Raw genomic sequence first — 26,922 nt, 5'->3', positions numbered from 1 at the left:
ATCAGAAACTCCCCTGAATGGACAGATAAGCCCCGTTCTGGTTTTCCAGCGTCGCGATTTCTCCCAGCTTCGCGTAAGCAAGCACCACGGAGAGATGTTTGTTGGGGAAATAACCCACGAACAGATCAGCCCAATCACTTTCACCAGCAAAAGAAAGGTTGTCCGGTTTCTCACGATATTCCACACCCACTGCCCAGCGCGGGTTGAGCAACACGGCGACCGAACCTTCCTTGAGCACGCTACGCGTATCGCGACGATCACCGCCGAAACCCAGCAGACCGGTTTCATTGGCGCGGCTGTAACGTACGCCACCGTTGACCACCAGGTTGTAGCCGAACGCAGCCCCCATGAACAGGCGACTGGCAGTCAGGTAGCCTTCGACATCCGCATCGCGTTTGGCGCCGATGAGGCTGGGGATCAGGAAATCATTCTGGTGTTTGTATTCAATCCCGAGGGAGACCTGCGGCAGGGTGTCGTAGATCAGGTCGCCGAACAGGCGCACTTTCAGGCCGAAGATGTCCTGAGTCACGTTATCTTCAGGCAAGCTCAGATCCTTCTGCAACGTGCCCAGGTCAAAGCGCTGGTGAGCGTAGGACAGTTCGACGCGATTGCCGTAAGCGACCGACATGCCAGCTACATCCAGGGTGTAATCCGGCAGGTCGACATGGGTTGCAAAAACGCTGGAACCCCACTCGCCCTGCTCGCCATAGCCGGTCAGCACGGCCCACGGAATAATCCCGCCGCCAGCGGCGCCCTCAATGCTCGACGCCCCACCCGTGGCGATTAAACGACCATTGTCAGCAGCCACACATTGCGTAACAGCGCACAACGCGCACCCCAGGACGATCAAAAATTTGTGGGTCATAACTCAATTAACCACCAGGCCGGGTGAAAACAGGGACTTGGCCATCCAGGCTTCGAAGGCGACGGCGGGCAACGGACGGCTGATTAGATAGCCCTGAGCCGTGTCGCAGTGCCAACGCTCCAGCAACTTGAGACTGTGTTCGTACTCGACGCCCTCCGCGACCACCTTTAGCCCCAGGTTGTGGCTCATCTCAATGGTAGAACGCACGATCACCGCGTCCTCGCTGGTCTCATCCAGGTTGCGAATGAACGATTGGTCAATTTTCAATTCCTGCACCGGCATACGCTTGAGATGTGCCAGTGACGAATAACCGGTGCCGAAGTCATCCACCGACAGGCTGATGCCAAGATCGCGCAAGCGGTTAAGTACGATCAGTGCCTGCGCAGGCTCGCGCATGATGGCGCTTTCGGTGATTTCGAAAATGAGTTGTTCCGCTGGCACGCCGTATAACTTGAGCAGTTTTATGACGCGGTCCACGAGGTGGTCACCGTGCAGGTCATCGGCAGAGATGTTGACCGACACCTGCAAATGCAGGCCTCGCCTGCTCCATTCTGCCAACTGGCGCATGCACTCTTCGATGACCCAGTTGGTCAGCAACTGAATGCTACCCGTGCGCTCGGCCAGCACGATGAACTCGGCAGGTGAGACATTACCGAACTGCGGATGTGTCCAGCGCAACAGGGCTTCAGCCTGATGCACCGTCCCTTGCCGAATATCCAGCTTGGGCTGGTAATGCAGCAGCAGCTCACCTTTTTTCGCGGCATGCCGCAGGTCGCGAATCAGGCTGATCTGACGCTGGTGAGCAAGATCGCGACCGTCCTGATAGACCTGCAAACGGCCTGGCAGATTCACGGCATCCTGACGCGCGATGGCGGCGCGTTTGAGTAGCTCTTCAGAGGAATCACCCTGCTCGGGATAGCTGGCAATGCCAATACTGCATTCCAGCGTCACATCATTGCTGTCCACCTGTTGAGGTTGACCCAACATGCGTTGCAGCTGGTCGGCCCGCCCCACCGCACCGTCACTACCAGTGTGGTCGAGCAACACCAGAAATTCATTGGCCGTCAGCCGCGCAAGCGTGTCACCAGGCTGCAAGATATCCTGCAAGCGCTTGCCGATCTGTTGCATCAATTGGTCGACACCTGCTGAGCCACACGAATCGCTGATCGCCAGATAGTTATCGATACTCAAATACAACAAGGTCATGGAGCGCTGAGCCGTGATGGAAGTGCTCAGGCGCTCCATGGCAAGTGCGCGATTGGGTAAGCCGGTCAGCGGATCATGCAGTGCGTTGTGTGCCAGTTGATCTTCGCGAACGGCAATGCCTTGCTGCATCGTATTGATGGCAGAGGCCAACTGACCCAACTCATCGCTGCGGGCCAGTGTGACGGGTGTTTTGTAATCGCCCTCGCCAATACGTCTGGCAGCCTCGGCCAACACCTGAACCGGTTGTGAAACACTGCGCGCCAGGCCCAGCGTACCGATCAACGAAGCCAGCAGCGCGATGATCGAAATCCAGAAGATTTTTTCGTCCAGAGGCGCGAACGCCAACATGGCTTTATCCATCGGGCTTTGCAGCAGCGCGAACACTTGCTCCTGACTCCCGTCGATACTGTCCAGCACCATCGTCTGACTGAGGAAACTCAGGCCACCATGCTCGGTGGTGTGCATATGATCTTCAGCAGGATTGAGCATCAGCGCTATCAGGCTATCATCCAGCTCTGCCGGTTGCGTGCTGATCAAGCGTCCGGGCTTACCGTTCTCGACAGTAAGGAACGAAACTTCCAGGCCGCTGAGCGAGCGCAGAGACTGGGCAAGCTCGGCGTCCATGCTGAAACCCATGACGACACGGCCGATGGGCAGTGGTGCAAGGACGGTGCTTTCGACCAGCAGATGCGGCACGCCGCCACCCGGGACTATCACCGTCGACTGACCTTTACGACGAGCATCGCGCAAGGTCTGGTCAAACGGGAATTTGCTGCCCTCAACAATGCCCGGCATGGTGCTGGCTATTACGGTGCCGTCCATGCCCAGCAGAAACATGTCGTTGGCATTGATCCGGCTGCCGTGGTTGAGCAACACGGAACGAATAGTCAATGCATCAGAACTGGCGACCGCATCACGAAAGCCGAAGTCGGCCGAAACCAGTTGCACGCCGTCACGCAGACGCTTGCCACGCATATCCATGACGTCGGCGAACACACGAGTCCCCACCTCCAGCTGGGTCTGCGCCTGGGATCTGACCGCATCCCCGGTTGCAGCCTTGACGGCGAGAAACACCGCGACCACCACAACCAGCAGCAACGCGATAAGCACGCAGGCAATTCGCGCCTGAAAGCTGGTGCGCAGGTTCATTGGTGGGCCGCTTTATGAAACGCATCGCCGAACGCGTCAGGAGCAGGCGCCGAGGATTTCTCTTCTTCTCCTGGCTCCACTTTCAGCCTGAAGTCCTTGCTCAGCCCCGCGGCAGGCACCTCAAAGTCGCCGCCACTGGTCGGCTGCATATCAATGGTCTTGGGGTGCCACAGGGTCGCCGAATAATGCCCGGCCGACATATCCTCGAACTTCACGACACCATTGGCATCACTGACCGCGAACCAGGGCTCATCGGTCACATAGATGTAGCCCACCATCCAGTCATGAATGTTGCAGCCCAGCACCACTACGCCCGGCTTGTCGAACAGCAGCGGATCGGAAGGCGTGCCGCTGTAAAGGCGCAGTTCAAAGCGCTTGGCCGGAGAAAAGGAATAAACCTGATGGCGAATGTTATCGCTGTTGGGGAATTTGACTTCAGTGTTGCTGTGCACGGCCAATACCCGCGGCGCAAACTCCTGATCACGCTGGTCCATGTTCGCCTTGAGCACGACCGCAGTCTTGCCCGGCGGCCCTTGCAGGGTGAGGACAGCGTTTGGCAGGGGCTTTCCCTCTTGATCGACGACGCGAGCAGTCAGCGTGGCCGCCGGAGCAGCCACTGCGAACGCCCAACAGCCGATCAAAACGAACAGCGAAGCAAATTTATTCATAAGCTAAATCCACATCGGCAAAGCCGGATAAAACAACGCCAGCCTTGGCAACGAAGGGTCTTGTTCGCAGAGTAGCTGCGGTCAGACAGAAGATCACGCGCCGAGAAGAGGCATTTAGCCATCACCGTTCAGTAATCGACGAAAGGTTGTTACTGTGCCCTGAATGGCTTGTTTTTCCTTCCTCTCAATAGGCTATCGACAGAAGCCATTGAAACCTGAGCGCGACTGCCCCATCTAAGCACCATGTTCAATTGTGCAGGTGCCCCATGAGCGACCAGCAAGCAGACTCACAAGATTTGTCAGACGACGTAGAAGCCGAGCCCGAAGTGACACTGAGCTCCACCAGCACCTCGCTCGCATTGCCTGGGCAGAACCTGCCGGACAAGGTCTATATCATCCCGATTCACAACCGCCCCTTCTTCCCGGCTCAAGTATTGCCGGTGATTGTCAACGAAGAGCCCTGGGCTGAGACGCTGGAGCTGGTCAGCAAGTCTGATCATCACTCGCTGGCGCTTTTCTTCATGGACACGCCGCCGGAAGATCCACGGCACTTCAATACCGGGGCTTTGCCGGAGTACGGCACGCTGGTCAAGGTGCACCACGCCAGCCGTGAAAACGGCAAACTGCAATTTGTCGCCCAGGGCCTGAGCAGGGTTCGGATCAAGACCTGGTTAAAGCATCATCGTCCGCCGTATCTGGTGGAGGTCGAATATCCGCATCAGCCCAATGAGCCAACCGACGAGGTCAAGGCCTATGGCATGGCCTTGATCAACGCCATCAAGGAGCTGCTGCCGCTCAACCCGCTTTACAGCGAAGAGCTGAAAAACTACCTCAACCGCTTCAGCCCTAACGATCCGTCGCCGCTGACTGACTTCGCCGCTGCGCTGACTTCAGCGACCGGTGTCGAGTTGCAGCAGGTCCTCGACTGCGTTCCGATGCTCAAACGCATGGAAAAAGTCTTGCCCATGCTGCGCAAGGAAGTCGAAGTCGCGCGTCTGCAAAAGGAAATCTCCGCGGAGGTGAACCGCAAGATCGGTGAACACCAGCGCGAGTTCTTCCTCAAGGAACAGCTCAAGGTCATCCAGCAGGAGCTGGGCCTGAGCAAAGACGACCGCAGTGCGGACATCGAGCAGTTCGAGGCCCGTCTGGAAGGCAAAACCTTGCCCGCCCAGGCCCGCAAACGCATCGATGAAGAAATCAACAAACTCAAAGTGCTGGAAACCGGCTCCCCGGAATATGCGGTCACCCGTAACTATCTGGACTGGGCCAGCTCGGTGCCGTGGGGTGTCTTCGGTAAAGACAAACTGGACCTCAAGCACGCCCGCAAAGTGCTGGACCAGCACCACGCGGGTCTGGACGACATCAAGACCCGGATCCTCGAATTCCTTGCGGTTGGTGCCTACAAAGGCGAGATCAGTGGTTCGATCGTGTTGCTGGTGGGCCCGCCGGGCGTCGGCAAGACCAGTGTCGGCCGTTCGATTGCCGAATCGCTAGGCCGACCTTTCTATCGCTTCAGTGTCGGCGGCATGCGCGACGAGGCCGAGATCAAGGGCCATCGCCGCACCTACATTGGCGCTCAACCCGGCAAGCTGGTGCAGGCGCTCAAGGATATGGAGGTGATGAACCCGGTCATCATGCTCGATGAAATCGACAAGATGGGCCAGAGCTTCCAAGGCGACCCGGCTTCGGCGCTACTGGAAACCCTCGATCCCGAACAGAACGTTGAATTCCTCGATCACTACCTGGACTTGCGTCTGGATCTGTCGAAAGTGCTGTTCGTCTGCACCGCCAACACCCTGGACTCGATTCCCGGCCCTCTGCTGGACAGGATGGAAGTGATTCGCCTGTCGGGTTACATCACCGAAGAAAAAATGGCCATTGCCAAGCGTCACCTGTGGCCCAAGCAACTGGAAAAGGCTGGCGTGTCCAAGGGCAGCCTGAGCATCAGCGACACGGCTCTGCGTTCGATCATTGAAGGTTATGCGCGGGAGGCGGGTGTCCGGCAGTTGGAAAAACAACTGAGCAAAGTCGTGCGCAAGGCAGTGGTGAAATTGATCGACGCGCCCAAGTCGACGATCAAGGTTGGCCCGAAAGATCTGGAAGCCTCGCTCGGCATGCCAGTCTTTCGTAACGAGCAAGTACTGGCGGGTACCGGCGTTATCACCGGTCTGGCCTGGACCAGCATGGGCGGCGCGACCCTGCCGATCGAAGCAACGCGGATTCATACTCTCAACCGTGGTTTTAAACTCACGGGGCAACTGGGTGAGGTAATGAAAGAGTCGGCAGAAATTGCTTACAGCTACGTCAGTTCGAATCTCAAGCAATTTGGCGGCGATCCGACCTTCTTTGACGAAGCATTCGTGCATCTGCACGTTCCCGAAGGCGCCACCCCAAAAGATGGCCCTAGTGCAGGCGTGACCATGGCCAGCGCTCTGCTGTCTCTGGCTCGCAACCAGGCACCGAAGAAAGGCGTGGCAATGACCGGCGAACTGACGCTGACCGGGCATGTACTGCCGATTGGCGGCGTGCGAGAGAAAGTCATCGCGGCGCGTCGGCAGAAGATCAATGAATTGATCCTGCCAGAGCCTAACCGCGGCAACTTCGAGGAGCTGCCGGACTATCTGAAGGAAGGGATTACTGTGCACTTCGCCAAACGCTTTGCGGATGTGGCGAAGGTGTTGTTCTGACCCTGACACCGCGCTACCCGGTAGGAGCGAACTTGTTCGCGAGGCGTCAGATCTGAACCACCGCGTCAACTCTCGGCAACAAGTTACCTCCTACCGGACACGTCACTACCCGGTAGGAGCGAACTTGTTCGCGAGGCGTCAGACCTGAACCAGCGCGTCAAACCTCTCGGCAACAAGTTACCTCCTACCGGACACGTCACTACCCGGTAGAAGCGAACTTGTTCGCGAGGCGTCAAACCTGGCACACCGCGTCAAACTTCTCGGCAACAAGTTACCTCCTACCGGACACGTCACTAACCGGTAGGAGCGAACTTGTTCGCGAGGCGTCAAACCTGTCCCACCGCGTCAAACCCTCTCGCCAACAAGCTAACTCTCTCCCACACCCATAATTCATCGGTTATGCTCCGGTCTCGTTTGAAGACCGGAGCCACCATGCCCACTGCCCGTCTGCTAGCCCTGCTAAGCCTGTCGCTGCTCACTGCCTGTGCGCAGCAACCCAAACATATCGTCACCCTCGAAGATCAAAGCGACTGCCCACTGCCCCTCAAAACGGGCCAGACGTTGATACTGAGTTTGCCCAGCTCGCCCACCACCGGTTATCGCTGGCAGGTCCAGGACGCTGCGTCATCAATTCTGCGCAGTCTCGGCCCTGAGGTTTATAACAACTCAGGTGACAAGAACATGGTAGGTAGCGCCGGCCAATCGGTGTGGCGCTATCAGGCGTCGACTGCCGGAACCGGTCGCCTGCTGATGATTTATCAACAGCCTTGGGCCCCGGAAGTACCACCGGAACAGACCTTCGACTGCACCATTACCGTCAACTGAAGAGGTTTTGCTGTCGTTCGATGAGATGAGGTTTCAGCCGAGGCGCGGATTTGGCTAAAATGCCGCACTTTTCAGCCCCCGCCGGAACCACCGTGAGCAAAGAACCCGACCGCATTTTCGCCCAGCCCCTTGCCCAGGTGCCGGACTTCGCCTTCAACGAAGACGTGGTGCGGGTCTTCCCGGACATGATCAAGCGTTCGGTGCCCGGCTATCCGACGATTGTCGAAAACCTTGGCGTGCTCTCCGCGCAATTCGCCCAACCCAACAGCGTGCTGTATGACCTGGGCAGTTCACTCGGCGCTGTCACGCAAGCCTTGCGCCGCCATGTGCGGGTCGAAGGGTGCAAAGTGATCGCGGTGGATAACTCGGCCGCGATGGTCGAGCGCTGCCGGGAATACCTGAATGCGCAGGACTCGATGTTTCAGGAGTTGCTGCCGGTACAAGTGATTGATGGCGACATTCTGGCCCTTGAGTTTCAGCCTGCTTCGGTGGTCGCACTCAATTTCACGCTGCAATTCATCGCCCCCGAGCAGCGCCTGGCTTTGCTGAGCCGTATTCGTCAGGCACTGATCCCTGGCGGCGCGCTGATTCTGTCCGAAAAGCTCCGTTTCAATGATGAGCAAGAGCATGCGTTGCTCACCGACCTGCACATCGCGTTCAAGCGTGCCAACGGCTACAGCGAGCTGGAAATCGCCCAGAAGCGCAGCGCGATCGAAAACGTGATGAAACCCGACAGCCTCGAAGAACACCGCCAACGCCTGCTCGACGCGGGCTTTTCCAAGGTGGTGCCGTGGTTCCAGTGCCTTAACTTTGCCTCGTTGATTGCCCTGCCATGATTGATCTTGCCCCACTGGTCCGCCGTCTGGCGGGCACTCCTCTGGCTGAATGGGCCAACGGCCTGCAGGCTCAACTCGACACGAAAATGGCCAAGGGTCATGGCGATCTGGAGCGCTGGCAAGGTGCTCTCAATGCGCTGCCGGATTTGATACCGTCGCGTGTCGAACTCGACAATAGCTTTACCCTCGACGTCGATTGCGACGATGAGACCCGGACACAAACCCGTACAGCTTTGATGGGGCTATCTCCCTGGCGCAAAGGCCCGTTCGATGTATTCGGCGTGCACATTGATACCGAGTGGCGTTCAGACTGGAAGTGGTCGCGTGTCTCGCCGCACCTGAACCTCAAGGGCAAGCGCGTGCTGGATGTGGGTTGTGGCAACGGCTACTACCAATGGCGCATGCTGGGTGCCGGGGCTGACAGTGTGATCGGTGTCGATCCGAACTGGCTGTTTTTCTGTCAGTTCCAGGCCATGCAGAAATACCTGCCCGACTTACCGGCGTGGCATCTGCCGTTTGCCCTGGAGGACCTGCCCCCGCGTCTGGAAGGCTTCGACACAGTGTTTTCCATGGGCGTGTTGTATCACCGCAAGTCGCCCATTGATCACTTGCTGGCGCTCAAGGATTGTCTGGTCAAAGGTGGCGAACTGGTGCTCGAAACCATGGTGGTGGAAGGCGACGTGCATCAGGTGCTGGTCCCGGAAGACCGTTACTCACAGATGCGAAACGTGTGGTTCCTGCCTTCTGTGCCCGCCCTCGAATTGTGGCTACGCCGCGCAGGCTTCGTGGATGTGCGTTGCGTGGATGTCAGCGTGACCACTGTTGAGGAACAACGCGGTACGGAGTGGATGCGCTACCAATCGCTGAGCGACTTCCTTGACCCGGACGATCACAGTAAAACCGTGGAAGGCCTGCCAGCGCCGATGCGCGCGGTGATTGTGGGGCGAAAGCCGTAAAGATCATGTACCACTGATAACCTGTGGGAGCCGAGCTTGCTCGCGATTGGGACGGCGCAGAACATCAGGCAAACCGCGTCGCCCTTATCGCGAGCAAGCTCGGCTCCCACAGACCTCACTCAAATCAGGCCTTGTGCGCAGCCGCCACAATCAACGCTTTCATCTCTGCCACAGCAGCCTTGAAACCCACGAACAGCGCATGGGCCACCAATGCGTGGCCGATGTTAAGTTCGTTGATGCCCTTGATCGCCGCCACGGCTTCAACGTTGTGGTAATGCAGGCCGTGACCGGCATTGACGATCAAGCCTTCGCTCCAGCCAAAAGCCACGCCATCAGCAATCCGCTGCAGCTCTTCAGCGACTTCAGTAGGCGTTTGAGCATCTGCATAGCGGCCAGTATGTAACTCGATAGCCGGAGCGCCTACACGCCTGGAAGCGGCAATCTGTTGCTCATCGGCATCGATAAACAGCGACACCTCACAGCCAATCTTGCTCAGGCGCTCCACTGCGGCCTTGATCCGGGCTTCTTGCCCTGCAACGTCCAGACCGCCCTCAGTGGTGAGCTCCTGACGTGTTTCCGGTACAAGGCAAACGTGAGCCGGACGAATGCGCTCGGCAAACGCGAGCATCTCATCGGTAACGCCCATTTCGAAGTTCATGCGGGTCTGCAACACATCCTTGAGCAGCAGAACGTCGCGCTCCTGAATGTGACGACGGTCTTCACGCAAATGCACGGTGATGCCATCTGCACCCGCCTCTTCAGCGTCCAGCGCGGCCTTGACCGGATCCGGGTAACGCGTACCGCGGGCCTGACGCAAGGTGGCAACATGGTCGATGTTTACGCCAAGAAGGATGCGAGTGCTGTGAGTCACGGGTGTCTCCTGAAATATGATCGAAACAGGTCGGTGAGCATAAAGCCTGGTTACGGCTTGCGAAACAGTTCGCGACTGACCAATGGGCGGCCGCCCAGATGCACAGCCAGCGCCTGACGCATCAGTCGCTTGGCAGCGGACAAAGCACCCGGAGCACTCCAGTCGGCTTGCGCCATAGCCAGCAATTCGGTGCCATTGAACAATCCTGGCTGTAACAGATACACCTGTTCAAGCCCCGCATCCACTTGCAGCCGATACATGCCCTTGGCATCCAGTGGTTCGCCATTGATGTCGACATCCAGCGCGAAGCCGTAGCCCAGATCATCCAGCAGACGCCATTCGAAGGAGCGCAGCAATGGCTCCAGCGGTCGCCCCTCTGCCAGGGCTTGCAACGTTGCGGCGTAGTGATCGAACACGGCGGGATGGGGGTCTTCGGCAGGCAACAGGCGGATCAGCAGTTCGTTGAGGTAAAGCCCGCTGAACAATGCATCACCTACCATCCAGCTGGCGACGCCGGAGCTTTCCATACGCCCGACATTTTTCAGCTCGCCACGGCCACGGAATTCCACTTCCAGCGGGACAAACGGCCGCGCCAATGTCCCCGCCTTGCCGCGCGCACTGCGCAGCACTGCACGCAAGCGACCTTGAGGCGTGAGGAAGTCCACCAGCGCGCTGTTTTCACGGTACGCCCGGCTGTGCAACACGTAAGCAGGTTGGCCGACTGGCACGCTGATCATTTCAGGGCGGCTCGAGAGAAGCGAAGGCGTTCAGGCAATCCGGTACCGCCGCACGGGCAGTACCGGACAGATCAGGATTTACAGGTCGCCGTAGCCAAGCGAACGCAGGGCGCGTTCGTCATCGGACCAGCCGCCTTTGACTTTGACCCAAAGGTTGAGCATGACCTTGGAGTCGAACAGCAACTCCATGTCGCGGCGCGCTTCAGTGCCGATACGCTTGATGCGATCGCCCTTGTCGCCAATGATGATTTTCTTCTGGCCGTCACGCTCAACAAGAATCAAGGCATGGATATGCAGGGTTTTGCCCTGCTGCTTGAATTCTTCGATTTCCACGGTGATCTGGTAAGGCAGCTCGGCACCCAACTGGCGCATGATCTTCTCACGGACCAGCTCGGCGGCGAGGAAGCGGCTGCTGCGGTCGGTGATCTGGTCTTCCGGGAAGAAGTGATCGTTTTCCGGCAGGTGCGAAGCAATCAAACTTTCCAGCGCGTCAAGATTGTGCCCGTGTTGCGCGGAAATCGGCACGATGGACGCATTCGGCAGCTGGCCTTGCAGCCACTCCAGATGCGGCATCAGCTCAGCCTTGTCCTCGATACGGTCGGTCTTGTTGATCGCCAGGATCAGTGGGCCCTGAACATACTGCACGCGTTCGAGAACCATCTGGTCTTCGTCGGTCCAGCGGGTACGGTCAACCACGAAGATGACAACATCAACGTCTTTCAACGCAGCCGAGGCCGTCTTGTTCATGTAGCGATTAAGCGCCTTCTCGCCATTCTTGTGCATGCCCGGTGTATCGACGTAGATGGCCTGCACAGCGCCTTCGGTCTTGATGCCCAGCATGTTGTGGCGAGTGGTCTGCGGCTTGCGCGAGGTAATCGCCAGCTTCTGACCAAGAATGTGGTTGAGCAGCGTGGATTTGCCCACGTTCGGGCGGCCGACGATGGCAACGTAGCCACAGCGTGTTGCGGTTGAATCAGTCATGGCCGTTCTCCACGCCAAGGGCAATGAGTGCTGCGGCCGCTGCTACCTGTTCGGCAATACGACGGCTGACACCCTGACCCCGGCTTTTTTCATTCAATAAGGTGATCTCGCATTCGACAAAAAATGTCCGGCAATGCGGTTCGCCCTGGATATCCACCACTTCGTAACGCGGCAGCTCACAGGCACGCGACTGCAGAAACTCTTGCAATCGGGTTTTTGGATCTTTGTTGGTGTCGACCAGCGTCAGGCTGTCGAACTCCGTGGTCAGCCAGGCCAGCACGCGTTCGCGAGCCATCTCCATGCCTGCATCCAGATAAATCGCACCAATCAGCGCCTCAAGGGCGTCGGCCAGAATCGACTCACGACGGAAGCCGCCGCTCTTCAATTCGCCAGACCCGAGGCGCAGGTACTCACCCAGATCAAAACCGCGGGCCAGCAAGGCCAGGGTTTCGCCTTTCACCAGACGCGCTCGCAGACGCGACAACTGGCCTTCACGTGCCTGCGGGAAGCGGTCAAACAGCGCTTCACCCGCAACGAAGTTCAGAATGGCATCACCGAGGAACTCCAGACGCTCATTATTGCGACCGGCGAAGCTACGGTGAGTCAGGGCCAGGACCATCAGTTCCTGATCCTTGAAGGTATAGCCGAGCTGACGCTCCAGGCGACTCAAGGAAACGCTCACGGTTTACCCACGCTGATGGTGTCGTCGAACATGACCACCAGATCAATGTTGCGGATCAATGGTTCACGTTGTTCATATTTCAAATGGGCAACGAACCTGTTGTTCACTACCGTCACGCTTAACGCCTTGTTCAAATCCACATCCCGAATACTGTTGACCTGCATATTCTTCCCGACATAGCTGTAAAAATCGCTGATCGTAGTGATTTCCAGAGCAGGGTTGCTGTCGACCGCATTAATGATTTTCTTCATCTCCCTGTTATCCAGGTAATGCGGGACCAGCTTGAAAGCCACACTCAGTGCGAAAATCCCCAGCGCTGCCGCCAGCAATACTCCTGTAAACGACCATCCCTTTTGCGAACCGGCGAACGTCATGTACGACTCCAAGGATAGCTCGTCACCGCACTCGCAGATGTTCCCACCAGTCGCAGCACCTTTTTCGAGCAACCCAAATGACATACGGCGCTGTAGAAAACAGCGCCGTATTGATTACTTTATCAACCCAACCCGCGAGAAGTTAGGGAAGTGACTCAGTTTTGGCTCAGGCCAGCTCATCCATACGGCAAAGGCTTTGCCGACGATGTTCTTGTCCGGAACCATACCCAGCTCATCCTTGGGAATATTGGGATCATCCCAGTAGCGGCTGTCGTTGGAGTTGTCGCGGTTGTCGCCCATCATGAAGTAATGGCCGGCCGGCACTGTCCACTCGTGGTCAGGCTGCGCACGGTAACGAGTCATTTCCTGACGGATCTGATGCTCGACTTCACCCAGCTTCTCGCTGTACAGCTCTGCACTGCCCAGGGTTCCGGGCTCAGTACCGATCAATTGCTTGGCAACCAGCTCACCGTTGATGAAAAGCTTCTTGTCACCGGTGTAGCGGATCCGGTCACCCGGTAAACCGATTACACGCTTGATGTAGTTGACGCTCGGGTCGCTCGGGTAGCGGAACACCATAACGTCACCGTGTTTCGGTTCGCCGATCGAGATCACTTTCTCATCGATGACCGGCAAGCGAATCCCGTAAGAGAACTTGTTCACCAGGATGAAATCACCTACCCGCAGCGTCGGAATCATCGACCCGGAGGGTATCTGAAACGGCTCGACCAGAAACGAACGCAGCACCAGGACGATGAACAGCACCGGGAAGAACGATTTGCCGTATTCAACCAGCAAAGGTTCCTTGTTCAGGCGCTCTACCACCGCAACATCCGGCTGGCTGACACTGCCTTGATACGTTGTGATGGCAGTCCGGCGACGAGGAGCCAGGATGACCAGATCAAGCAACGCCAGCAAACCGCAGACGAATACAGCGATGACCAGCAACAGCGGGAAATTTAGTGACATAGGACCTGACTATTCCAACCTGAGCACTGCAAGGAAAGCTTCTTGTGGAATTTCCACGTTGCCGACCTGCTTCATGCGTTTCTTACCGGCCTTTTGCTTCTCAAGCAATTTACGTTTCCGGCTGACGTCGCCGCCGTAACATTTGGCCAATACGTTCTTTCTGAGTGCCTTGACGGTGGTACGCGCAATGATCTGACCGCCAATGGCAGCCTGAATCGCTACGTCGAACATCTGCCGAGGAATCAGCTCTTTCATTTTCTCGGTCAACGCGCGGCCTTTGTAAGCCGCGTTGTCACGGTGCACGATCAGCGCCAGCGCATCGACCTTCTCGGCGTTGATCAGGACGTCCAGCTTCACCAGATTCGCGGACTGATAACGGTCGAAATGATAGTCCAGCGATGCATAACCACGGCTTACCGATTTGAGACGGTCGAAGAAGTCCAGAACCACTTCGTTCATCGGCAAATCGTAGGTCACTTGCACCTGGGTACCAAGGAACAGCATGTCGTGCTGAACACCACGCTTCTCGATACACAGAGTAATGACGTTACCAAGGTGTTCCTGCGGCACAAGAATATTTGCCCGAACGATAGGTTCGCGCATGTCTTCGACAGCCGAAAGGTCTGGCAGCTTGGATGGGTTATCGACGTAAATCGTTTCACCGGTCTTGAGCAAAAGCTCGAAGATAACCGTCGGCGCTGTGGTGATCAGGTCCAGATCGTACTCGCGCTCCAGACGCTCCTGGATGATCTCCATGTGCAGCATGCCGAGGAAGCCGCAACGGAAGCCGAAGCCCAGTGCGTCAGAGCTTTCTGGCGAATACTGCAAGGAGGAGTCATTCAGCGTCAGCTTTTGCAGCGCTTCGCGGAAGTCTTCAAAGTCATCGGAGCTGACCGGGAACAGACCGGCGTAAACCTGCGGCTGAATGCGTTTGAAACCGGGCAGGACTTCAACATCCGGCGTGGTGCTCAACGTCAGCGTGTCACCGACCGGCGCGCCGTGAATGTCTTTGATGCCGGCGATGATGAAGCCTACTTCGCCGGCTTTCAGGTCAACGGTGGCGGTGTGCTTGGGGCTGAAAACGCCCACGCTGTCGACCAGGTGCATCTTGCCGGTGGACTTCACAAGAATCTTGTCGCCCTTCCTCACCCGGCCGTGACGGACACGCACCAGGGAGACAACACCCAGATAATTGTCGAACCACGAGTCGATGATCAACGCTTGCAGCGGATCTTCGATGTTGCCGGTAGGTGCAGGAATGGTGTGAACCAGACGCTCCAGTACCTCAGCAACGCCCATGCCGCTCTTGGCGCTGCACGCCACGGCATCGGTGGCGTCAATGCCGATGATCTTCTCGATTTCGTCCTTGACGCGGTCCGGATCGGCCTGCGGCAAGTCCATCTTGTTCAGGACCGGCATGACCTCAAGGCCCTGCTCGATGGCGGTGTAGCAGTTGGCAACAGACTGTGCCTCAACGCCTTGACCGGCATCCACAACCAGCAACGCACCTTCGCACGCGGCCAGGGAACGGCTGACTTCATAGGTGAAGTCGACGTGACCCGGGGTGTCGATGAAGTTCAGCTGGTAGGTTTTACCGTCATTGGCCTTGTAGTGCAGCGTAACGCTGTGGGCCTTGATGGTGATCCCGCGCTCACGCTCGAGATCCATGGAGTCAAGTACCTGAGCTTCCATTTCACGCTCGGACAAGCCGCCGCACATTTGAATGAAGCGGTCGGCCAGCGTCGACTTGCCATGGTCAATGTGGGCGATGATGGAGAAATTACGGATATGACTCAAATCACTCACGGATCAACACTCAAAAAGGTTGCAGGCAGATTGCCCGCCGAAAAATAGCCGGGAATTGTACCTGAACTAACGCTTGGGCGTCACGTTCAGCGGCGACAGGATCAACATTAGAGCGCACACCACGCACAAAAAAGGGCGGTAAGCACCGCCCTTTTCGCTGATCGACCCGACTATTCAGCCAGCTTGAAGGTGATGAAGCTCGCACGCCCCTGACGCAGTACGCGCATGGAAACCGAGCGATTCTTCGGCAAGCCTTTGGCAATTTCGGTGAAGTTCTTCGCCGAGCTGATTGCCTGATTGTTCAAGTGGGTAATCACATCGCCAGCCTGCAAGCCGATGAGAGCCGCCGGACCGTCGGTCACTTCCTTGATGACGACACCACCCTTGAGTTCAAGCGTCTTCTGCTGCTCAGCGGTCAAGTCCACAACCGATACACCCAGACGATTGCTGCTGCGCTCGGCGCCAGCAGCATCCCCGGCGCCCATTTCCTGACCTTCGTCAGGCAACGCACCTACGGTGACGTTCAGGGTCTGGCGTTTACCGTCGCGAATAATACCCAGCTCAGCCTTGCTGCCATCTTTGAGATTGCCAATCAGGTGCGGCAAATCAGCCGACATCACGATAGGCGTGCCATTGGCACTCAGGATCACGTCGCCCACCTGCAGGCCACCCTTCGCAGCCGGACCATTGTCGAGGACTTGCGCAACCAGTGCACCGGCAGGCTTGTCCAGACCGAAGGATTCAGCCAGGTCTTTGTTGACCTCTTGAATCACAACCCCCAACCAGCCACGGTTTACCTTGCCGCTGGCCTTGATCTGATTGGCAACATCCAGCGCTACATCGATAGGAATCGCGAACGACAGCCCCATGAAGCCACCGGAGCGAGTGAAAATCTGCGAGTTGATGCCGACCACCTCGCCCGCCATGTTGAACAGCGGACCACCGGAGTTACCCGGGTTGATCGCCACGTCGGTCTGGATGAACGGCACGTATGTGTCGTTAGGCAGACTACGGCCCTTGGCGCTGACGATACCTTTGGTCACGGAATGGTCAAAACCGAACGGCGAACCGATCGCCAGCACCCACTCGCCGACCTTCAGTTTCTCGGAGTTGCCGAGTTTGACGGTTGGCAGGTCTTTGCCTTCGATCTTCAATACCGCCACGTCAGTACGTGGATCAGTGCCAACCAGCTTGGCTTTGAGTTCGCTGCGATCGGACAGACGAACCAGAATCTCGTCAGCGCCGTCGATCACGTGGTTATTGGTCAACACATAACCATCAGCCGAGATAATGAACCCGGAGCCTAGAGATTGCGCTTCACGCTGACGATCTCCACGACCCGAACCAGGCGGACGGGAGCCAGGCGGAACGCTGCGCTCAAGAAACTCGCGCAACATCGGCGGCAGGCCTTCAAGGTCAGGCATTTGATTCTGGGCGACCGAACGCTCGGGCATTTTCTGCCGGGTACTGATATTCACGACGGCCGGCGAGGCTTGCTCTACGAGCGTGGTGAAGTCCGGCAGCGACTCGGCCTGAGCGGAGACGACTTGCCCGAGCATCAGCACGGCAGCAAATAGTGAAAGATAGGATTTCAAGCTTGGTATAGACATACGGCTCCCGTTCACAACGAGCAGAGTTAAGCAGTACAGACCGAAAGGCCCAATGAGCCTGCGTCCATGGCACTCGACCGAGTGCATATTCCCAGCAGCCATTTCCCTGACCCGGAAACAACAAAGGCCAGAGCTGCAAGGCTGTGACCTATAGAAAAAAACGAGAGTTTTTGCAACCTGGAAACCTCACCAAACATTTCGGCGAACTGACCAGAAATCCTGCAAAGGCTTGCTGTGCGGCTTGCCGAGCCCAAGATGAAACCTTCTACATCTTGGGCTCGAACCAGCACTTTTACGACCTACTTCTTGCTGGCTTGCAGATCAGTGCTGCGTAGCGAAAGCGCCACTCGCTCAGCGGTACCGATGGGCACTTCACCGACCACCGTCACCAACACATCGCCTTTAGGTGTCGTCAATCGACGAGACACGGCCACCGTAGGACCAAGCTGGGTACGCGTATCAGTCACCACAGCGCCACTGATTGGCTCTACGAAAACCGAAAACCGGGCAATACCGTCGTCATACATCAGGTTACTGACCTGGACGCTGGTAGCCGGGTCTTTACGGACTGCACTGCTGCTGAGTTCAAAACCAGGCGGCATCCACTCCAGATGCCAAGGTGCCGGATTTTTCGAAGCTTCAGGCCTGGACTTGGCGACGTCCACTGCTTTGCAATCAGCACTGGCTTGCAACGCATGATCATCAGGGACGCTGGCAGTATCGAATTCGGTGAATTGAAAACGCTCCAGTAGTTGCCCTTTTTCGCTCAACAACAACGATTTGAGAGGCAAACCGGTTTCATCATCGAGGTGTAGTTCGATGCCGTAGCGATGCTGATCTTTGGGGCTCAAGGCAATGATTTTTGCTGCACGGCCCGCCACACGCGAGGTACCGACAACTTTCATGTCGTACCAGGCAGAGAGCTTTTTAGCATCGTATGCATGAACTGCAGAATCGGGGACATTAGACACTCCAGCTTCGAGAGTGCCGCTGACGCATTGGGTTACCCCGTCTACGCGCAACACTTCCTGAGCAGAACCGTCCAGCTGAAGCAAACGCTCACGAACCTTGCCATCGGTGACCCGATGCCAGATTCGGTGAGTGGAGAAACTACCGTTTCGTTCGTAAACGAAGGTACCTTGAAAGCTTTGCTGCTGCTCAGCCTGCGCAAGACGCTTTAGCGAATCTTGCGCTTCATCGGCGTGAGCGGGGAGGACAAGCCATCCACCAAGCAACAAAGGCAATAGAGGAATGGCGCGCATGATCCTCCTTAACGGTTTTCCAGGCTTGCAGCACGTGCGTAAGGCAGAGCGCTTTCAGTGCCTTTCAACGCAGCTTGCTGAGCATGTTGACGCAGGTAACCTGGCAGACGTTGATCCTGACCGGACTGACCTTGCAAAACACCATTGACCATCGGCCCTTGCGCAGGCTCGCTGCTCTCAGTGTAGCCAGCCAGTACAGCCGGACCTTTCACTTGCGGTACAGACATGCTGGCAGGCTGTGGAGCCTGTTGAGCAAGCTGTGCACCGGCGATGTCATCCTGGTTGTACAAGCGCACACCAGCCAGTACCGCTACGGTAACCGACGCTGCAACTGCCAGACGACCCAGGCTGCGCCATGGACCACGAGCAGCTTTCAATGGGCTGACTTCGTCGGCGATCGCGGCAGAAACTGCAGCTGTGATATCCAAGTGAGGGATCAACAGCTCTTTGTGCATCGCTGCACGAGCAATCTGATAACGCGACCATGTGGCGCGTGTATCCGCATCGTCAATGGCATTCAGTACCCGACGTAATTCCAGTTCGTCCGCTTCGTTATCCATCACTGCGGACAGCGATTCCTGCAGGGCTTCACGACTCATGGCGGTTCCTCTCTTGGCTATCGCCGCTGTCTCAGGATTCCTGCAACAACGGCTGCAGGGCTTTATCGATGGCTTCCCGAGCCCGGAAAATCCGAGAACGTACGGTACCCACCGGACATTGCATGACGCTGGCAATGTCTTCGTAACTCAGACCGTCGAACTCACGTAAAGTTAGGGCAGTACGTAAATCTTCCGGGAGAAGCTGGATAGTTCGATGGACAGTTCCCTCGATCTCATCCCTTAACAATGCACGCTCCGGCGACTCGATGTCCTTGAGGCCGTGATCGCCATCGTAGAACTCCGCGTCTTCAGACCTTACATCGCTATCAGGTGGTCGCCGACCGCGCGACACCAGATAGTTCTTCGCCGTGTTAATGGCGATGCGGTACAGCCACGTATAAAAGGCGCTGTCACCGCGAAAGTTTCCGAGCGCACGATAAGCCTTGATAAAAGCCTCTTGCGCTACGTCTTGAGCTTCATGGGTGTCGTGCACGAAACGCACGATCAACCCGAGAATCTTGTGCTGATACTTCAGCACCAACAGATCAAAAGCTCGCTTGTCGCCACGCTGAACGCGCTCGACCAGCTGCTGATCTTCTTCCTGGGTTAGCATGAACACTCCTCATAAAGCTTGAAGGAGCGCTGTACCAGCCAGTCTGTCGGCTTGCATACATAGACTCGGGCATCTCGCAAAAGTTCTCCCCTCCAGGCAAGTTTCCTGTGGACGCTCAATGGTCCGCACGGAAAAACGCAGCTCGAACCATGTCGGCTGCGCGAATAATCTAGTCGTCGAATTCGCTGGTGATAGCTTGATCAGCCCACTCAAAGCCGACGCCGTCCCTCTACAGGCAACCAGCTATTGAACCCGAGTGATCATAAAAAGTTCCCGAAGTTCGATAGCAGTTGTGAGACCAATAACACTCCGTACGTAGGAAGATAGCCGCAGTATTCAGCAATCTACGACCCAACTGACGCTAAACGGTATGCATTCAGACACGGACTGGAGCACAATCCGGGCCCTTCATAGTTCCACATTGCCATAAAGGCGCGGCTATTGTGCCGCTACACCCTTACTTATACTAGTGGCCGCAGCGTGCGGAATTCATAGATGAGCAAACATTTTCAACACGACGTACTAGTGATCGGCAGCGGCGCAGCAGGCTTGAGCCTCGCACTGACATTACCCGCTCATTTACGGATTGCGGTTCTAAGCAAGGGTGAGCTGGCCAATGGCTCTACATTCTGGGCTCAGGGTGGCGTGGCAGCGGTTCTCGACCAAAGCGACACGGTGCAATCCCATGTGGCGGACACGCTCGATGCAGGCGGCGGACTGTGCAATGAAGACGCGGTGCGTTTTACCGTCGAACACAGTCGCGAAGCCATTCAGTGGCTTATCGATCAAGGCGTCCCCTTCACTCGCGAGGATCATTCAAGCCCTGAAGACAACGGTTTCGAATTCCATCTGACCCGTGAAGGCGGTCACAGTCATCGGCGCATTATTCACGCAGCAGATGCCACTGGCGCAGCAATTTTCACGACATTGCTGGAGCAGGCCAGCTCACGGCCCAATATCGAATTACTCGAACAGAGGGTAGCCATCGACCTGATCACTGAACGCCGCCTTGGCCAGGAAGGACAACGCTGCCTCGGCGCCTATGTACTTAATCGCAGCAGCGGCGAAGTCGACACTTATGGTGCACGCTTCACTGTCCTCGCGTCCGGCGGCGCAGCCAAAGTCTACCTCTACACCAGCAACCCGGATGGCGCGTGCGGTGATGGCATCGCCATGGCCTGGCGGTCTGGTTGCCGGGTAGCCAATCTGGAATTCAACCAGTTTCATCCTACCTGCCTCTATCACCCGCTGGCCAAAAGCTTCCTGGTAACTGAAGCGCTACGTGGTGAAGGCGCCCACCTCAAACTGCCCAACGGCGAACGCTTCATGCAACGCTTCGATCCCCGCGCAGAACTGGCCCCTCGAGACATCGTTGCGCGCGCCATCGACCACGAGATGAAGCGCCTTGGTATCGACTGCGTCTATCTGGACATCAGCCACAAACCTGAAGCCTTCATCAAGAGTCATTTCCCGACGGTCTATGAACGTTGCCTGGAATTCGCCATCGACATCACCCGCCAGCCGATCCCGGTGGTACCCGCCGCGCATTACACCTGTGGCGGCGTGATTGTGGATTATCGCGGTCGTACCGACGTACCAAACCTGTACGCGATTGGCGAAACCAGCTGCACGGGTTTACACGGCGCCAATCGCATGGCAAGTAACTCGCTGCTTGAGTGCTTCGTTTACGCCCGCTCGGCGGCGGCAGACATTCTCGAACAACTGCCGCAGATCCCGGACGTTGCGCCTTTGCCGATGTGGGATGCCAGCCAGGTGACCGACTCCGACGAAGACGTGATCATCGCTCACAACTGGGATGAGCTGCGGCGCTTCATGTGGGATTACGTGGGGATCGTAAGAACCAACAAGCGTTTGCAGCGCGCTCAACACCGGGTGCGCCTGCTGCTTGACGAAATCGATGAGTTCTACAGCAACTACAAAGTCAGCAGAGACCTTATCGAACTCAGGAATCTTGCGCAGGTCGCCGAACTGATGATCAGGTCAGCCATGGAGCGCAAAGAGTCTCGCGGCCTCCATTACACGCTGGACTATCCAGACATGCTGCCCGAAGCACGCGACACTATTCTGGTGCCGCCCACCTACGTCGGCTGAATTTCAGTCGCAGCCGCAGGCGCCGGTGAATATCCGGCTCCATTGCGTCGCGAGGGATACACAGACCACGCGTCATTCGCCATCTGCTGCGACTTTCATCCGCGAGGCGAAAGCGCAGCACGACGATCAGAGGCAGCGCCATGCTGTCGCGGCACATCTGCACGGACTGCCAGCCATCACGCTGATTCCACAACTGCCAGCCCTCAGCATTGCGCCGCAGCCCGGTAAAGGCAGTGGCGCTAGTCAGCAGAATTGAGCCGGATAACACATAAATGCCATGGGCTGCGCACAGCACCAGGCCTAGCGCCAACACCCAACCTGGCACGGCGAGCATATAAAGAGCGATCAGCGCCAGAAGTTGCGCAATGCCATACGCCACCAACAGTGCACGCGAGGCACGCCAGTGGCATTCAAAACGGTCACTTTGGCTGGACACGATCCAGAATCATGCGAACCATGCGCTGCAGCTCTGCATCTTCGGATTCGCCACGCTGCATGAACCAGCCAAACATGTCCTGGTCTTCACAGGTCAGCAGGCGGCGATACAGATCGCGGTCGACATCATTGAGCGTCGGGTAAACTTCCCGGACAAACGGTACCAGCAGCACATCCAGTTCAAGCATGCCGCGGCGGCTGTGCCAGTAAAGGCGGTTGAGTTCGACGTCTTCGACCATGGAGCGCTCCTCAAAATAGGCGGCGAGTATACAACCGCAGGCCACATGAGCGAACCTCGCAATGGTCGCAGTAGTTTTCATGTACCTATTCTCCGGACTCGGCACTATCATGTGCCCCAGACTTTTTTCCGTTGCGATGACTCATGGCCGATACAGCTTTCTACTGCCCGCTTTCCCATGAAGGTGTTCTCGCCGTCCGCGGCGTCGATGCCAGCAAATTCCTGCAGGGCCAATTGACCTGCAACCTCGATTACCTGAGTGACACCAAAGCCACTCTGGGTGCACGCTGCACGCAAAAGGGCCGCATGCAATCGAGCTTTCGCATTCTGCTCGAAGGCGATGGCTGCCTGCTTGCCATGGCCAGTGAACTGATCGAGCCACAACTGGCTGATCTGAAGAAATACGCCGTGTTCTCCAAGTCGAAGCTGACCGATGAAAGCGCCTCCTGGGTGCGATTTGGCCTGCATAACGGCGACGGTGCTCTGGTCAATCTCGGCCTTGATCTCGCGCAAGAGACTGACTCGGTAGTCCGCGCCAACGACCTGATTGCAATTCGGGTCTCCCCATCCCGGGCCGAATTATGGGTGCGCGCCGATCACGCCAGTGACGTTCAATCACGTCTGGCGGCGCAACTGAACGAAGGCACGCTTAACGATTGGCAGCTGGGTCAGATCCGCGCCGGTATCGGCCAGGTGTTCGGTGCTACCCGCGAAGAGTTCATCCCGCAAATGGTCAACCTGCAGGCGGTTGGCGGTGTGAGCTTCAAAAAAGGCTGCTACACAGGCCAGGAAATCGTTGCGCGCATGCAGTATCTCGGCAAGCTCAAACGCCGCCTTTATCGTTTGACGCTTGCTGACCAGGAACTTCCAGAGCCAGGCGCGGCATTGTTCTCCCCGGTACATGCCAGCGCCGTCGGCAACGTCGTCCTGGCGGCCAAGGCTGAAACCGGCATCGAACTGCTGGCGGTGCTTCAGGCCGATGCGGTGGAAAATGCCCAGATCCAGCTCGGCTCACCGGAAGGCCCAGCCCTGAAACTGGCTGAGTTGCCGTACACGCTGGACAGCAAACTCGAGACACAGCGCTGAACCTGACGAACACCTTCACGCTGGAAATGTCTGCATATCTGTCCCGCCTCCTCGCACCCTGGGTAAGAAGAGGCACGGGACTACCCAAACGTCTACGAGATGCGACATGAGCGAGATGGCTGAAGAGGTGCAAAGGAACTTGATCAAGGCGATTGATAGAGACGCCCTGTTCTTGCCTACCCTTCCGGAAGTAGCATTAAAGATTCGCCTGGCGGCCGAAAATACCGAAATCAGCGTCGCCGAGCTGAGCCGGGTAATTGGCAGCGATACCGCGCTTTCAGCACGCTTGATCAAGGTGGTGAACAGCCCCCTGCTGCGCCCGAACTTTGAAGTCAGCGACGTTAATACGGCGATTACACGCCTGGGTGTCAACTACACCTGCAACCTGGCCATTGGGCTGGTGGTGGAGCAAATGTTCCACGCCAAGTCTGAAGTGGTTGAACGCAAGTTGCGCGAGATATGGAAACAAAGCCTGCAGGTAGCAGGCATCAGCTATGCGCTGAGCTATCGTCGCCCGTCACTCAAGCCCGACAAGGCAACGCTCGCCGGGTTGATCCATCTGATCGGCGTACTGCCGATCCTGACCTACGCCGAAGATCACTTCGAACTGCTGGCTGATCCGGTCAGCCTCAACCATGTGATCGAGTCCATCCACCCGGTCATCGGCGAACGACTTCTGCGCTCGTGGGATTTTCCGGACATGCTGGCCTCCGTCCCCGGAAGCTTCCAGGACTTCACCCGCGTATCGCAATCAGCGGATTACATCGATCTGGTGCAAATCGCGACCGTACACATCTATCAGGGCACCAGCCACCCTTACAGCCAGATCGAGTTGAGCAGCCTTCCGGCGTTTCATCAACTGGGGCTGGACATGAGCGGCGGAACTTTGGGTGCCGAAATGGATGAAGCGAAGATGATGCTTTACTAGGAACGCGATACCGGGATGCCTGACAGGTAAGAGGTGCCGGACTTCACGCTCATCCGATCGCGGGATCACATCAAACCTGTGGGAGATTCTATGTTGCCTGCAAGCGAGTTCTTGATCTTGTAGGACCGGCCGGGCGGCGTTCCGCTTTAGCCGGGAGAGCGGTATGTCGCTAAAGAAAATTTAGCGAACATTCGGACTTCCTCCCAGCTAAAGCGGAACGCCGCCCGGCCGGTCCTACGGAATAGCGCGGTCTATGTGGGAGCGTGGCTTGCCCGCGATGCATGAGACGCAGCCTGGAGACATACCGCGTTATCGTTTATCGCGGGCAAGCCGGAATGCCGCCCACTCCCACAGATTTGCAAATGGCCAGGTCTACTGCGCCGCTATAAAACTCACCCGCACCTTCAACCCACCTGCAGCGCCGTCATGAAGACTGATCTGCGCCAGATGCGCGCGGCATATCTCGCCGACAATCGCCAATCCAAGACCTGACCCCTTGCCCTGCTGACGGCTGCGGTAGAAGCGCTCAAAGACGCGACTGCGTTCAGCCTCGGGAATGCCCGGGCCATCATCCTCAACCTCAAGTACGCCCGGCGCACTGACCCGCAGGATCACGTTACCGCCTGAAGGCGTGTGCGCCAGCGCGTTATCGATAAGGTTGCTCAGCAACTCGTTAAGCAGTGTCGGCTCACCCCGCAACCACACCGGCTCATCCGCTTCAAGGGCGAGGGAAACGCCGTGAGCGTGGGCCAGCGGCGCCATCGCCATGCCCAGTTCGCGAGCCAACTGACTCAGATCCAGTGTCTGCGCCCCACCCTCCGCAATCGCGCGCGCACCATTCTCAATGCGTGCCAGCGACAACAACTGATTGGCCAGATGAGTCAGGCGATCAGTGCCCTGTGCCGCCGCTTCAAGCGTCGTGCGCCAATGTGCGGGTTCTGGATCACGCAGCCCCAGCTCGACCCGTGCTTTAAGCGCTGCCAAAGGGGTACGCAACTCATGGGCGGCATCAGCGATAAATTGTGCCTGTCGCTCGAATTGTTGACGCAGACGCTCGGTAAAGTGGTTGAGCGCGTTAACCAGTGGATGCAGCTCGTGCTGAACCTCAACCAAAGGCAAGGCACGCAAATCATCGGGCTGACGTGATTCGACTTCAGTACGCAAGCGCTCCAGAGGCCGCAACGCAGCACTGACCGTGAACCACACGAGCAGTAACGCACCGGCACCCAGCATGCCCAGACGCAACAGCGTGTCGGCCATCAAACTGCGCGCCATGCTGACCCGGGCTTCTTCGGTCTCGGCAACACGAATCTCGGCCATGCCGTTCATGTTTGGCTCGCTGACCGGCTTGAGCAGACTGACCACTCGCACCGATTGTCCTTGATAGCGAGCGGTATAGAAGCTCGCCAGCGCCGGGTAATCATCGGTGCGCAACGTACCGGGAGGCGGAGGCGGCAGATTTTCATAGCCGGAAATCAGCTTACGGTTGATGTCATTGACCTGGTAATAGATGCGACCCGCGCTGTCGTAAGCGAAGGTGTCCAGAGCGATATAAGGCACATCGGCGCTCAGGGTTCCATCACGCTGGGAAACACCCGCAGCAATCGTTCGCGCCGATGCCAGCAAGGTTCGGTCGTAAGCGATGTCAGCTGCTTCCCGGCCATTCCAGTAAGCGCTGAGCCCGCTGGCCAGCATCAGGACGGTGAGCAATACGCCCAGATTCCACAGCAACCGCCAGCGCAGGCTGTTATGGCTGCTCATCGCGGCTTTCCAGCAAATAGCCAAGGCCGCGGAAGGTCACGATCGCCACCGGATGGCCGTCGAGTTTTTTACGCAGTCGATGCACGTAGATTTCGATAGCATCGGCGCTGGCTTCTTCATCCAGGCCAAACACCTGGGAAGCCACCTGTTCCTTGCTCATCACACGTCCCGGCCGGGCAATCAGCGCTTCAAGCACTGCCTGCTCCCGAGAGGTAAGGGTCAGCAACTCATCGCCCAGAGTGAATCGTCGGGTATCCAGATCGTAAGCCAGCACACCGCAACGCTGCTGCCGTTCGCCACCCAGCACGCTGCGGCGCAGCAAGGCTTTGACCCGGGCTTCCAGCTCGGAAAGCTCAAACGGTTTGGCCAGATAATCGTCAGCCCCGAGATTGAGGCCATGAACGCGATCCTTCACGTCACTGCGCGCAGTCAGCATCAGGACAGGCAGATTCTTGCCCCTCCCGCGCAGCCGCGCCAGTACTTCAAAGCCATCCATGCGTGGCAGGCCGACATCCAGAATCACCGCAGCATATTCTTCGCTGCTCAACGCCAGATCAGCCGCCACACCATCGTGCAATACATCGACGGTCAACCCGGCCCCTTTAAGGGCCTGGGCAACGCTTTCGGCTAATTGCAGATGATCTTCGACGAGAAGAACACGCATCG

At 57.3% G+C, this 26,922-nt stretch carries 25 protein-coding genes; 7 read left to right on the top strand and 18 right to left on the bottom strand.

Annotated elements, in window-relative coordinates:
• Nucleotide 1: 1 nt before the first annotated feature.
• Genes K3169_RS06715 through K3169_RS06705 form a run of 3 tightly spaced genes read right to left on the bottom strand, consistent with a single transcriptional unit; the run spans nucleotide 2 to nucleotide 3,888 of the window.
• Nucleotides 2–865 carry a DUF3034 family protein gene (locus K3169_RS06715; RefSeq protein WP_231677070.1) on the bottom strand — a complete coding sequence of 288 codons (864 nt, stop codon included), beginning with the start codon at nucleotides 863–865 and terminating at the stop codon, nucleotides 2–4.
• 3 nt (nucleotides 866–868) lie between these two features.
• A complete protein-coding gene (locus K3169_RS06710; protein WP_231677069.1) occupies nucleotides 869–3,220 on the bottom strand; it encodes an EAL domain-containing protein in 2,352 nt (783 codons plus the stop codon).
• Nucleotides 3,217–3,888, bottom strand: a complete 672-nt coding sequence (locus tag K3169_RS06705) for a hypothetical protein (protein ID WP_049826870.1) — start codon at nucleotides 3,886–3,888, stop codon at nucleotides 3,217–3,219. Before K3169_RS06705 ends, K3169_RS06710 begins: the two co-directional genes overlap by 4 nt.
• Nucleotides 3,889–4,154: 266 nt before the next feature.
• Between K3169_RS06705 and lon the strand changes: the two genes are divergently transcribed.
• The 4 genes from lon to cmoB all read left to right on the top strand — a co-directional run bounded on the left by lon (nucleotide 4,155) and on the right by cmoB (nucleotide 9,192).
• Nucleotides 4,155–6,575 carry an endopeptidase La gene (gene lon / locus K3169_RS06700; RefSeq protein WP_099268528.1) on the top strand — a complete coding sequence of 807 codons (2,421 nt, stop codon included), beginning with the start codon at nucleotides 4,155–4,157 and terminating at the stop codon, nucleotides 6,573–6,575.
• Nucleotides 6,576–7,007: 432 nt separating this feature from the next.
• Nucleotides 7,008–7,400 carry a protease inhibitor I42 family protein gene (locus K3169_RS06695; protein ID WP_231677068.1) on the top strand — a complete coding sequence of 131 codons (393 nt, stop codon included), beginning with the start codon at nucleotides 7,008–7,010 and terminating at the stop codon, nucleotides 7,398–7,400.
• 59 nt (nucleotides 7,401–7,459) lie between these two features.
• Nucleotides 7,460–8,236 carry a carboxy-S-adenosyl-L-methionine synthase CmoA gene (gene cmoA, locus K3169_RS06690; protein WP_176560598.1) on the top strand — a complete coding sequence of 259 codons (777 nt, stop codon included), beginning with the start codon at nucleotides 7,460–7,462 and terminating at the stop codon, nucleotides 8,234–8,236.
• Nucleotides 8,233–9,192 carry a tRNA 5-methoxyuridine(34)/uridine 5-oxyacetic acid(34) synthase CmoB gene (cmoB, locus tag K3169_RS06685; protein ID WP_263270707.1) on the top strand — a complete coding sequence of 320 codons (960 nt, stop codon included), beginning with the start codon at nucleotides 8,233–8,235 and terminating at the stop codon, nucleotides 9,190–9,192. Before cmoA ends, cmoB begins: the two co-directional genes overlap by 4 nt.
• A 124-nt stretch (nucleotides 9,193–9,316) precedes the next feature.
• On the opposite strand, the gene pdxJ is transcribed toward cmoB, so the two are convergent.
• From pdxJ to rpoE, 11 genes are all read right to left on the bottom strand, one after another.
• A complete protein-coding gene (gene pdxJ / locus K3169_RS06680; RefSeq protein WP_263270705.1) occupies nucleotides 9,317–10,063 on the bottom strand; it encodes a pyridoxine 5'-phosphate synthase in 747 nt (248 codons plus the stop codon).
• A gap of 50 nt (nucleotides 10,064–10,113) precedes the next feature.
• The gene (recO, locus tag K3169_RS06675; RefSeq protein ID WP_410478231.1) at nucleotides 10,114–10,800 is read right to left on the bottom strand and encodes a DNA repair protein RecO; all 687 of its coding nucleotides are present in this window, start codon (nucleotides 10,798–10,800) and stop codon (nucleotides 10,114–10,116) included.
• 78 nt (nucleotides 10,801–10,878) lie between these two features.
• On the bottom strand, nucleotides 10,879–11,781 hold the full coding sequence (gene era / locus K3169_RS06670; protein WP_027899779.1) for a GTPase Era: 903 nt from the start codon (nucleotides 11,779–11,781) through the stop codon (nucleotides 10,879–10,881).
• Complete coding sequence (rnc, locus tag K3169_RS06665; protein WP_027899778.1) at nucleotides 11,774–12,463, bottom strand: ribonuclease III; 690 nt, start codon at nucleotides 12,461–12,463, stop codon at nucleotides 11,774–11,776. The genes era and rnc overlap by 8 nt, the downstream gene beginning before the upstream one ends.
• Nucleotides 12,460–12,837 carry a DUF4845 domain-containing protein gene (locus K3169_RS06660; protein ID WP_027899777.1) on the bottom strand — a complete coding sequence of 126 codons (378 nt, stop codon included), beginning with the start codon at nucleotides 12,835–12,837 and terminating at the stop codon, nucleotides 12,460–12,462. Before K3169_RS06660 ends, rnc begins: the two co-directional genes overlap by 4 nt.
• 114 nt (nucleotides 12,838–12,951) lie before the next feature.
• On the bottom strand, nucleotides 12,952–13,806 hold the full coding sequence (lepB, locus tag K3169_RS06655; protein WP_027899776.1) for a signal peptidase I: 855 nt from the start codon (nucleotides 13,804–13,806) through the stop codon (nucleotides 12,952–12,954).
• Between the two features lie 9 nt (nucleotides 13,807–13,815).
• Complete coding sequence (gene lepA, locus K3169_RS06650; RefSeq protein WP_027899775.1) at nucleotides 13,816–15,612, bottom strand: translation elongation factor 4; 1,797 nt, start codon at nucleotides 15,610–15,612, stop codon at nucleotides 13,816–13,818.
• A 170-nt stretch (nucleotides 15,613–15,782) separates the two neighbouring features.
• On the bottom strand, nucleotides 15,783–17,171 hold the full coding sequence (locus K3169_RS06645) for a DegQ family serine endoprotease (RefSeq protein WP_373562208.1): 1,389 nt from the start codon (nucleotides 17,169–17,171) through the stop codon (nucleotides 15,783–15,785).
• 350 nt (nucleotides 17,172–17,521) lie between these two features.
• Entirely contained in the window at nucleotides 17,522–18,484 is a 963-nt protein-coding gene (locus K3169_RS06640) for a MucB/RseB C-terminal domain-containing protein (protein WP_231677064.1), read from the bottom strand.
• Nucleotides 18,485–18,492: 8 nt separating this feature from the next.
• Nucleotides 18,493–19,083: a sigma-E factor negative regulatory protein gene (locus tag K3169_RS06635; protein ID WP_027899772.1), complete on the bottom strand. Its 591-nt coding sequence runs from the start codon at nucleotides 19,081–19,083 to the stop codon at nucleotides 18,493–18,495.
• 31 nt (nucleotides 19,084–19,114) lie between these two features.
• Nucleotides 19,115–19,696, bottom strand: coding sequence for an RNA polymerase sigma factor RpoE (gene rpoE / locus K3169_RS06630; RefSeq protein WP_020288878.1), 582 nt, complete (start codon nucleotides 19,694–19,696; stop codon nucleotides 19,115–19,117).
• 495 nt (nucleotides 19,697–20,191) lie between these two features.
• Between rpoE and nadB the strand changes: the two genes are divergently transcribed.
• Nucleotides 20,192–21,808, top strand: coding sequence for an L-aspartate oxidase (gene nadB, locus K3169_RS06625; protein WP_263270701.1), 1,617 nt, complete (start codon nucleotides 20,192–20,194; stop codon nucleotides 21,806–21,808).
• Here nadB and K3169_RS06620 read toward each other — a convergent pair.
• The gene (locus tag K3169_RS06620; RefSeq protein WP_263270700.1) at nucleotides 21,777–22,244 is read right to left on the bottom strand and encodes a protein YgfX; all 468 of its coding nucleotides are present in this window, start codon (nucleotides 22,242–22,244) and stop codon (nucleotides 21,777–21,779) included. The genes nadB and K3169_RS06620 overlap by 32 nt on opposite strands.
• Complete coding sequence (locus tag K3169_RS06615; protein WP_027899769.1) at nucleotides 22,228–22,482, bottom strand: succinate dehydrogenase assembly factor 2; 255 nt, start codon at nucleotides 22,480–22,482, stop codon at nucleotides 22,228–22,230. The genes K3169_RS06620 and K3169_RS06615 overlap by 17 nt, the downstream gene beginning before the upstream one ends.
• Before the next feature lie 143 nt (nucleotides 22,483–22,625).
• On the opposite strand from K3169_RS06615, the gene K3169_RS06610 reads away from it, so the two are divergent.
• Both K3169_RS06610 and K3169_RS06605 read left to right on the top strand, forming a co-directional pair.
• Nucleotides 22,626–23,567, top strand: coding sequence for a YgfZ/GcvT domain-containing protein (locus tag K3169_RS06610; protein ID WP_263270699.1), 942 nt, complete (start codon nucleotides 22,626–22,628; stop codon nucleotides 23,565–23,567).
• Between the two features lie 106 nt (nucleotides 23,568–23,673).
• The gene (locus tag K3169_RS06605) at nucleotides 23,674–24,495 is read left to right on the top strand and encodes an HDOD domain-containing protein (protein WP_027899767.1); all 822 of its coding nucleotides are present in this window, start codon (nucleotides 23,674–23,676) and stop codon (nucleotides 24,493–24,495) included.
• A gap of 372 nt (nucleotides 24,496–24,867) precedes the next feature.
• On the opposite strand, the gene K3169_RS06600 is transcribed toward K3169_RS06605, so the two are convergent.
• Both K3169_RS06600 and K3169_RS06595 read right to left on the bottom strand, forming a co-directional pair.
• Complete coding sequence (locus tag K3169_RS06600; RefSeq protein ID WP_231677811.1) at nucleotides 24,868–26,256, bottom strand: sensor histidine kinase; 1,389 nt, start codon at nucleotides 26,254–26,256, stop codon at nucleotides 24,868–24,870.
• Nucleotides 26,243–26,920 carry a response regulator gene (locus tag K3169_RS06595; protein ID WP_027899765.1) on the bottom strand — a complete coding sequence of 226 codons (678 nt, stop codon included), beginning with the start codon at nucleotides 26,918–26,920 and terminating at the stop codon, nucleotides 26,243–26,245. The genes K3169_RS06600 and K3169_RS06595 overlap by 14 nt, the downstream gene beginning before the upstream one ends.
• Nucleotides 26,921–26,922: the final 2 nt, after the last annotated feature.

Source organism: Pseudomonas phytophila (assembly GCF_025643095.1).
GTDB classification, from domain to species: domain Bacteria; phylum Pseudomonadota; class Gammaproteobacteria; order Pseudomonadales; family Pseudomonadaceae; genus Aquipseudomonas; species Aquipseudomonas quasicaspiana.
Note: the sequence above shows the minus strand (reverse complement) of the source record. Positions and strands in the feature narration are given on the sequence as shown.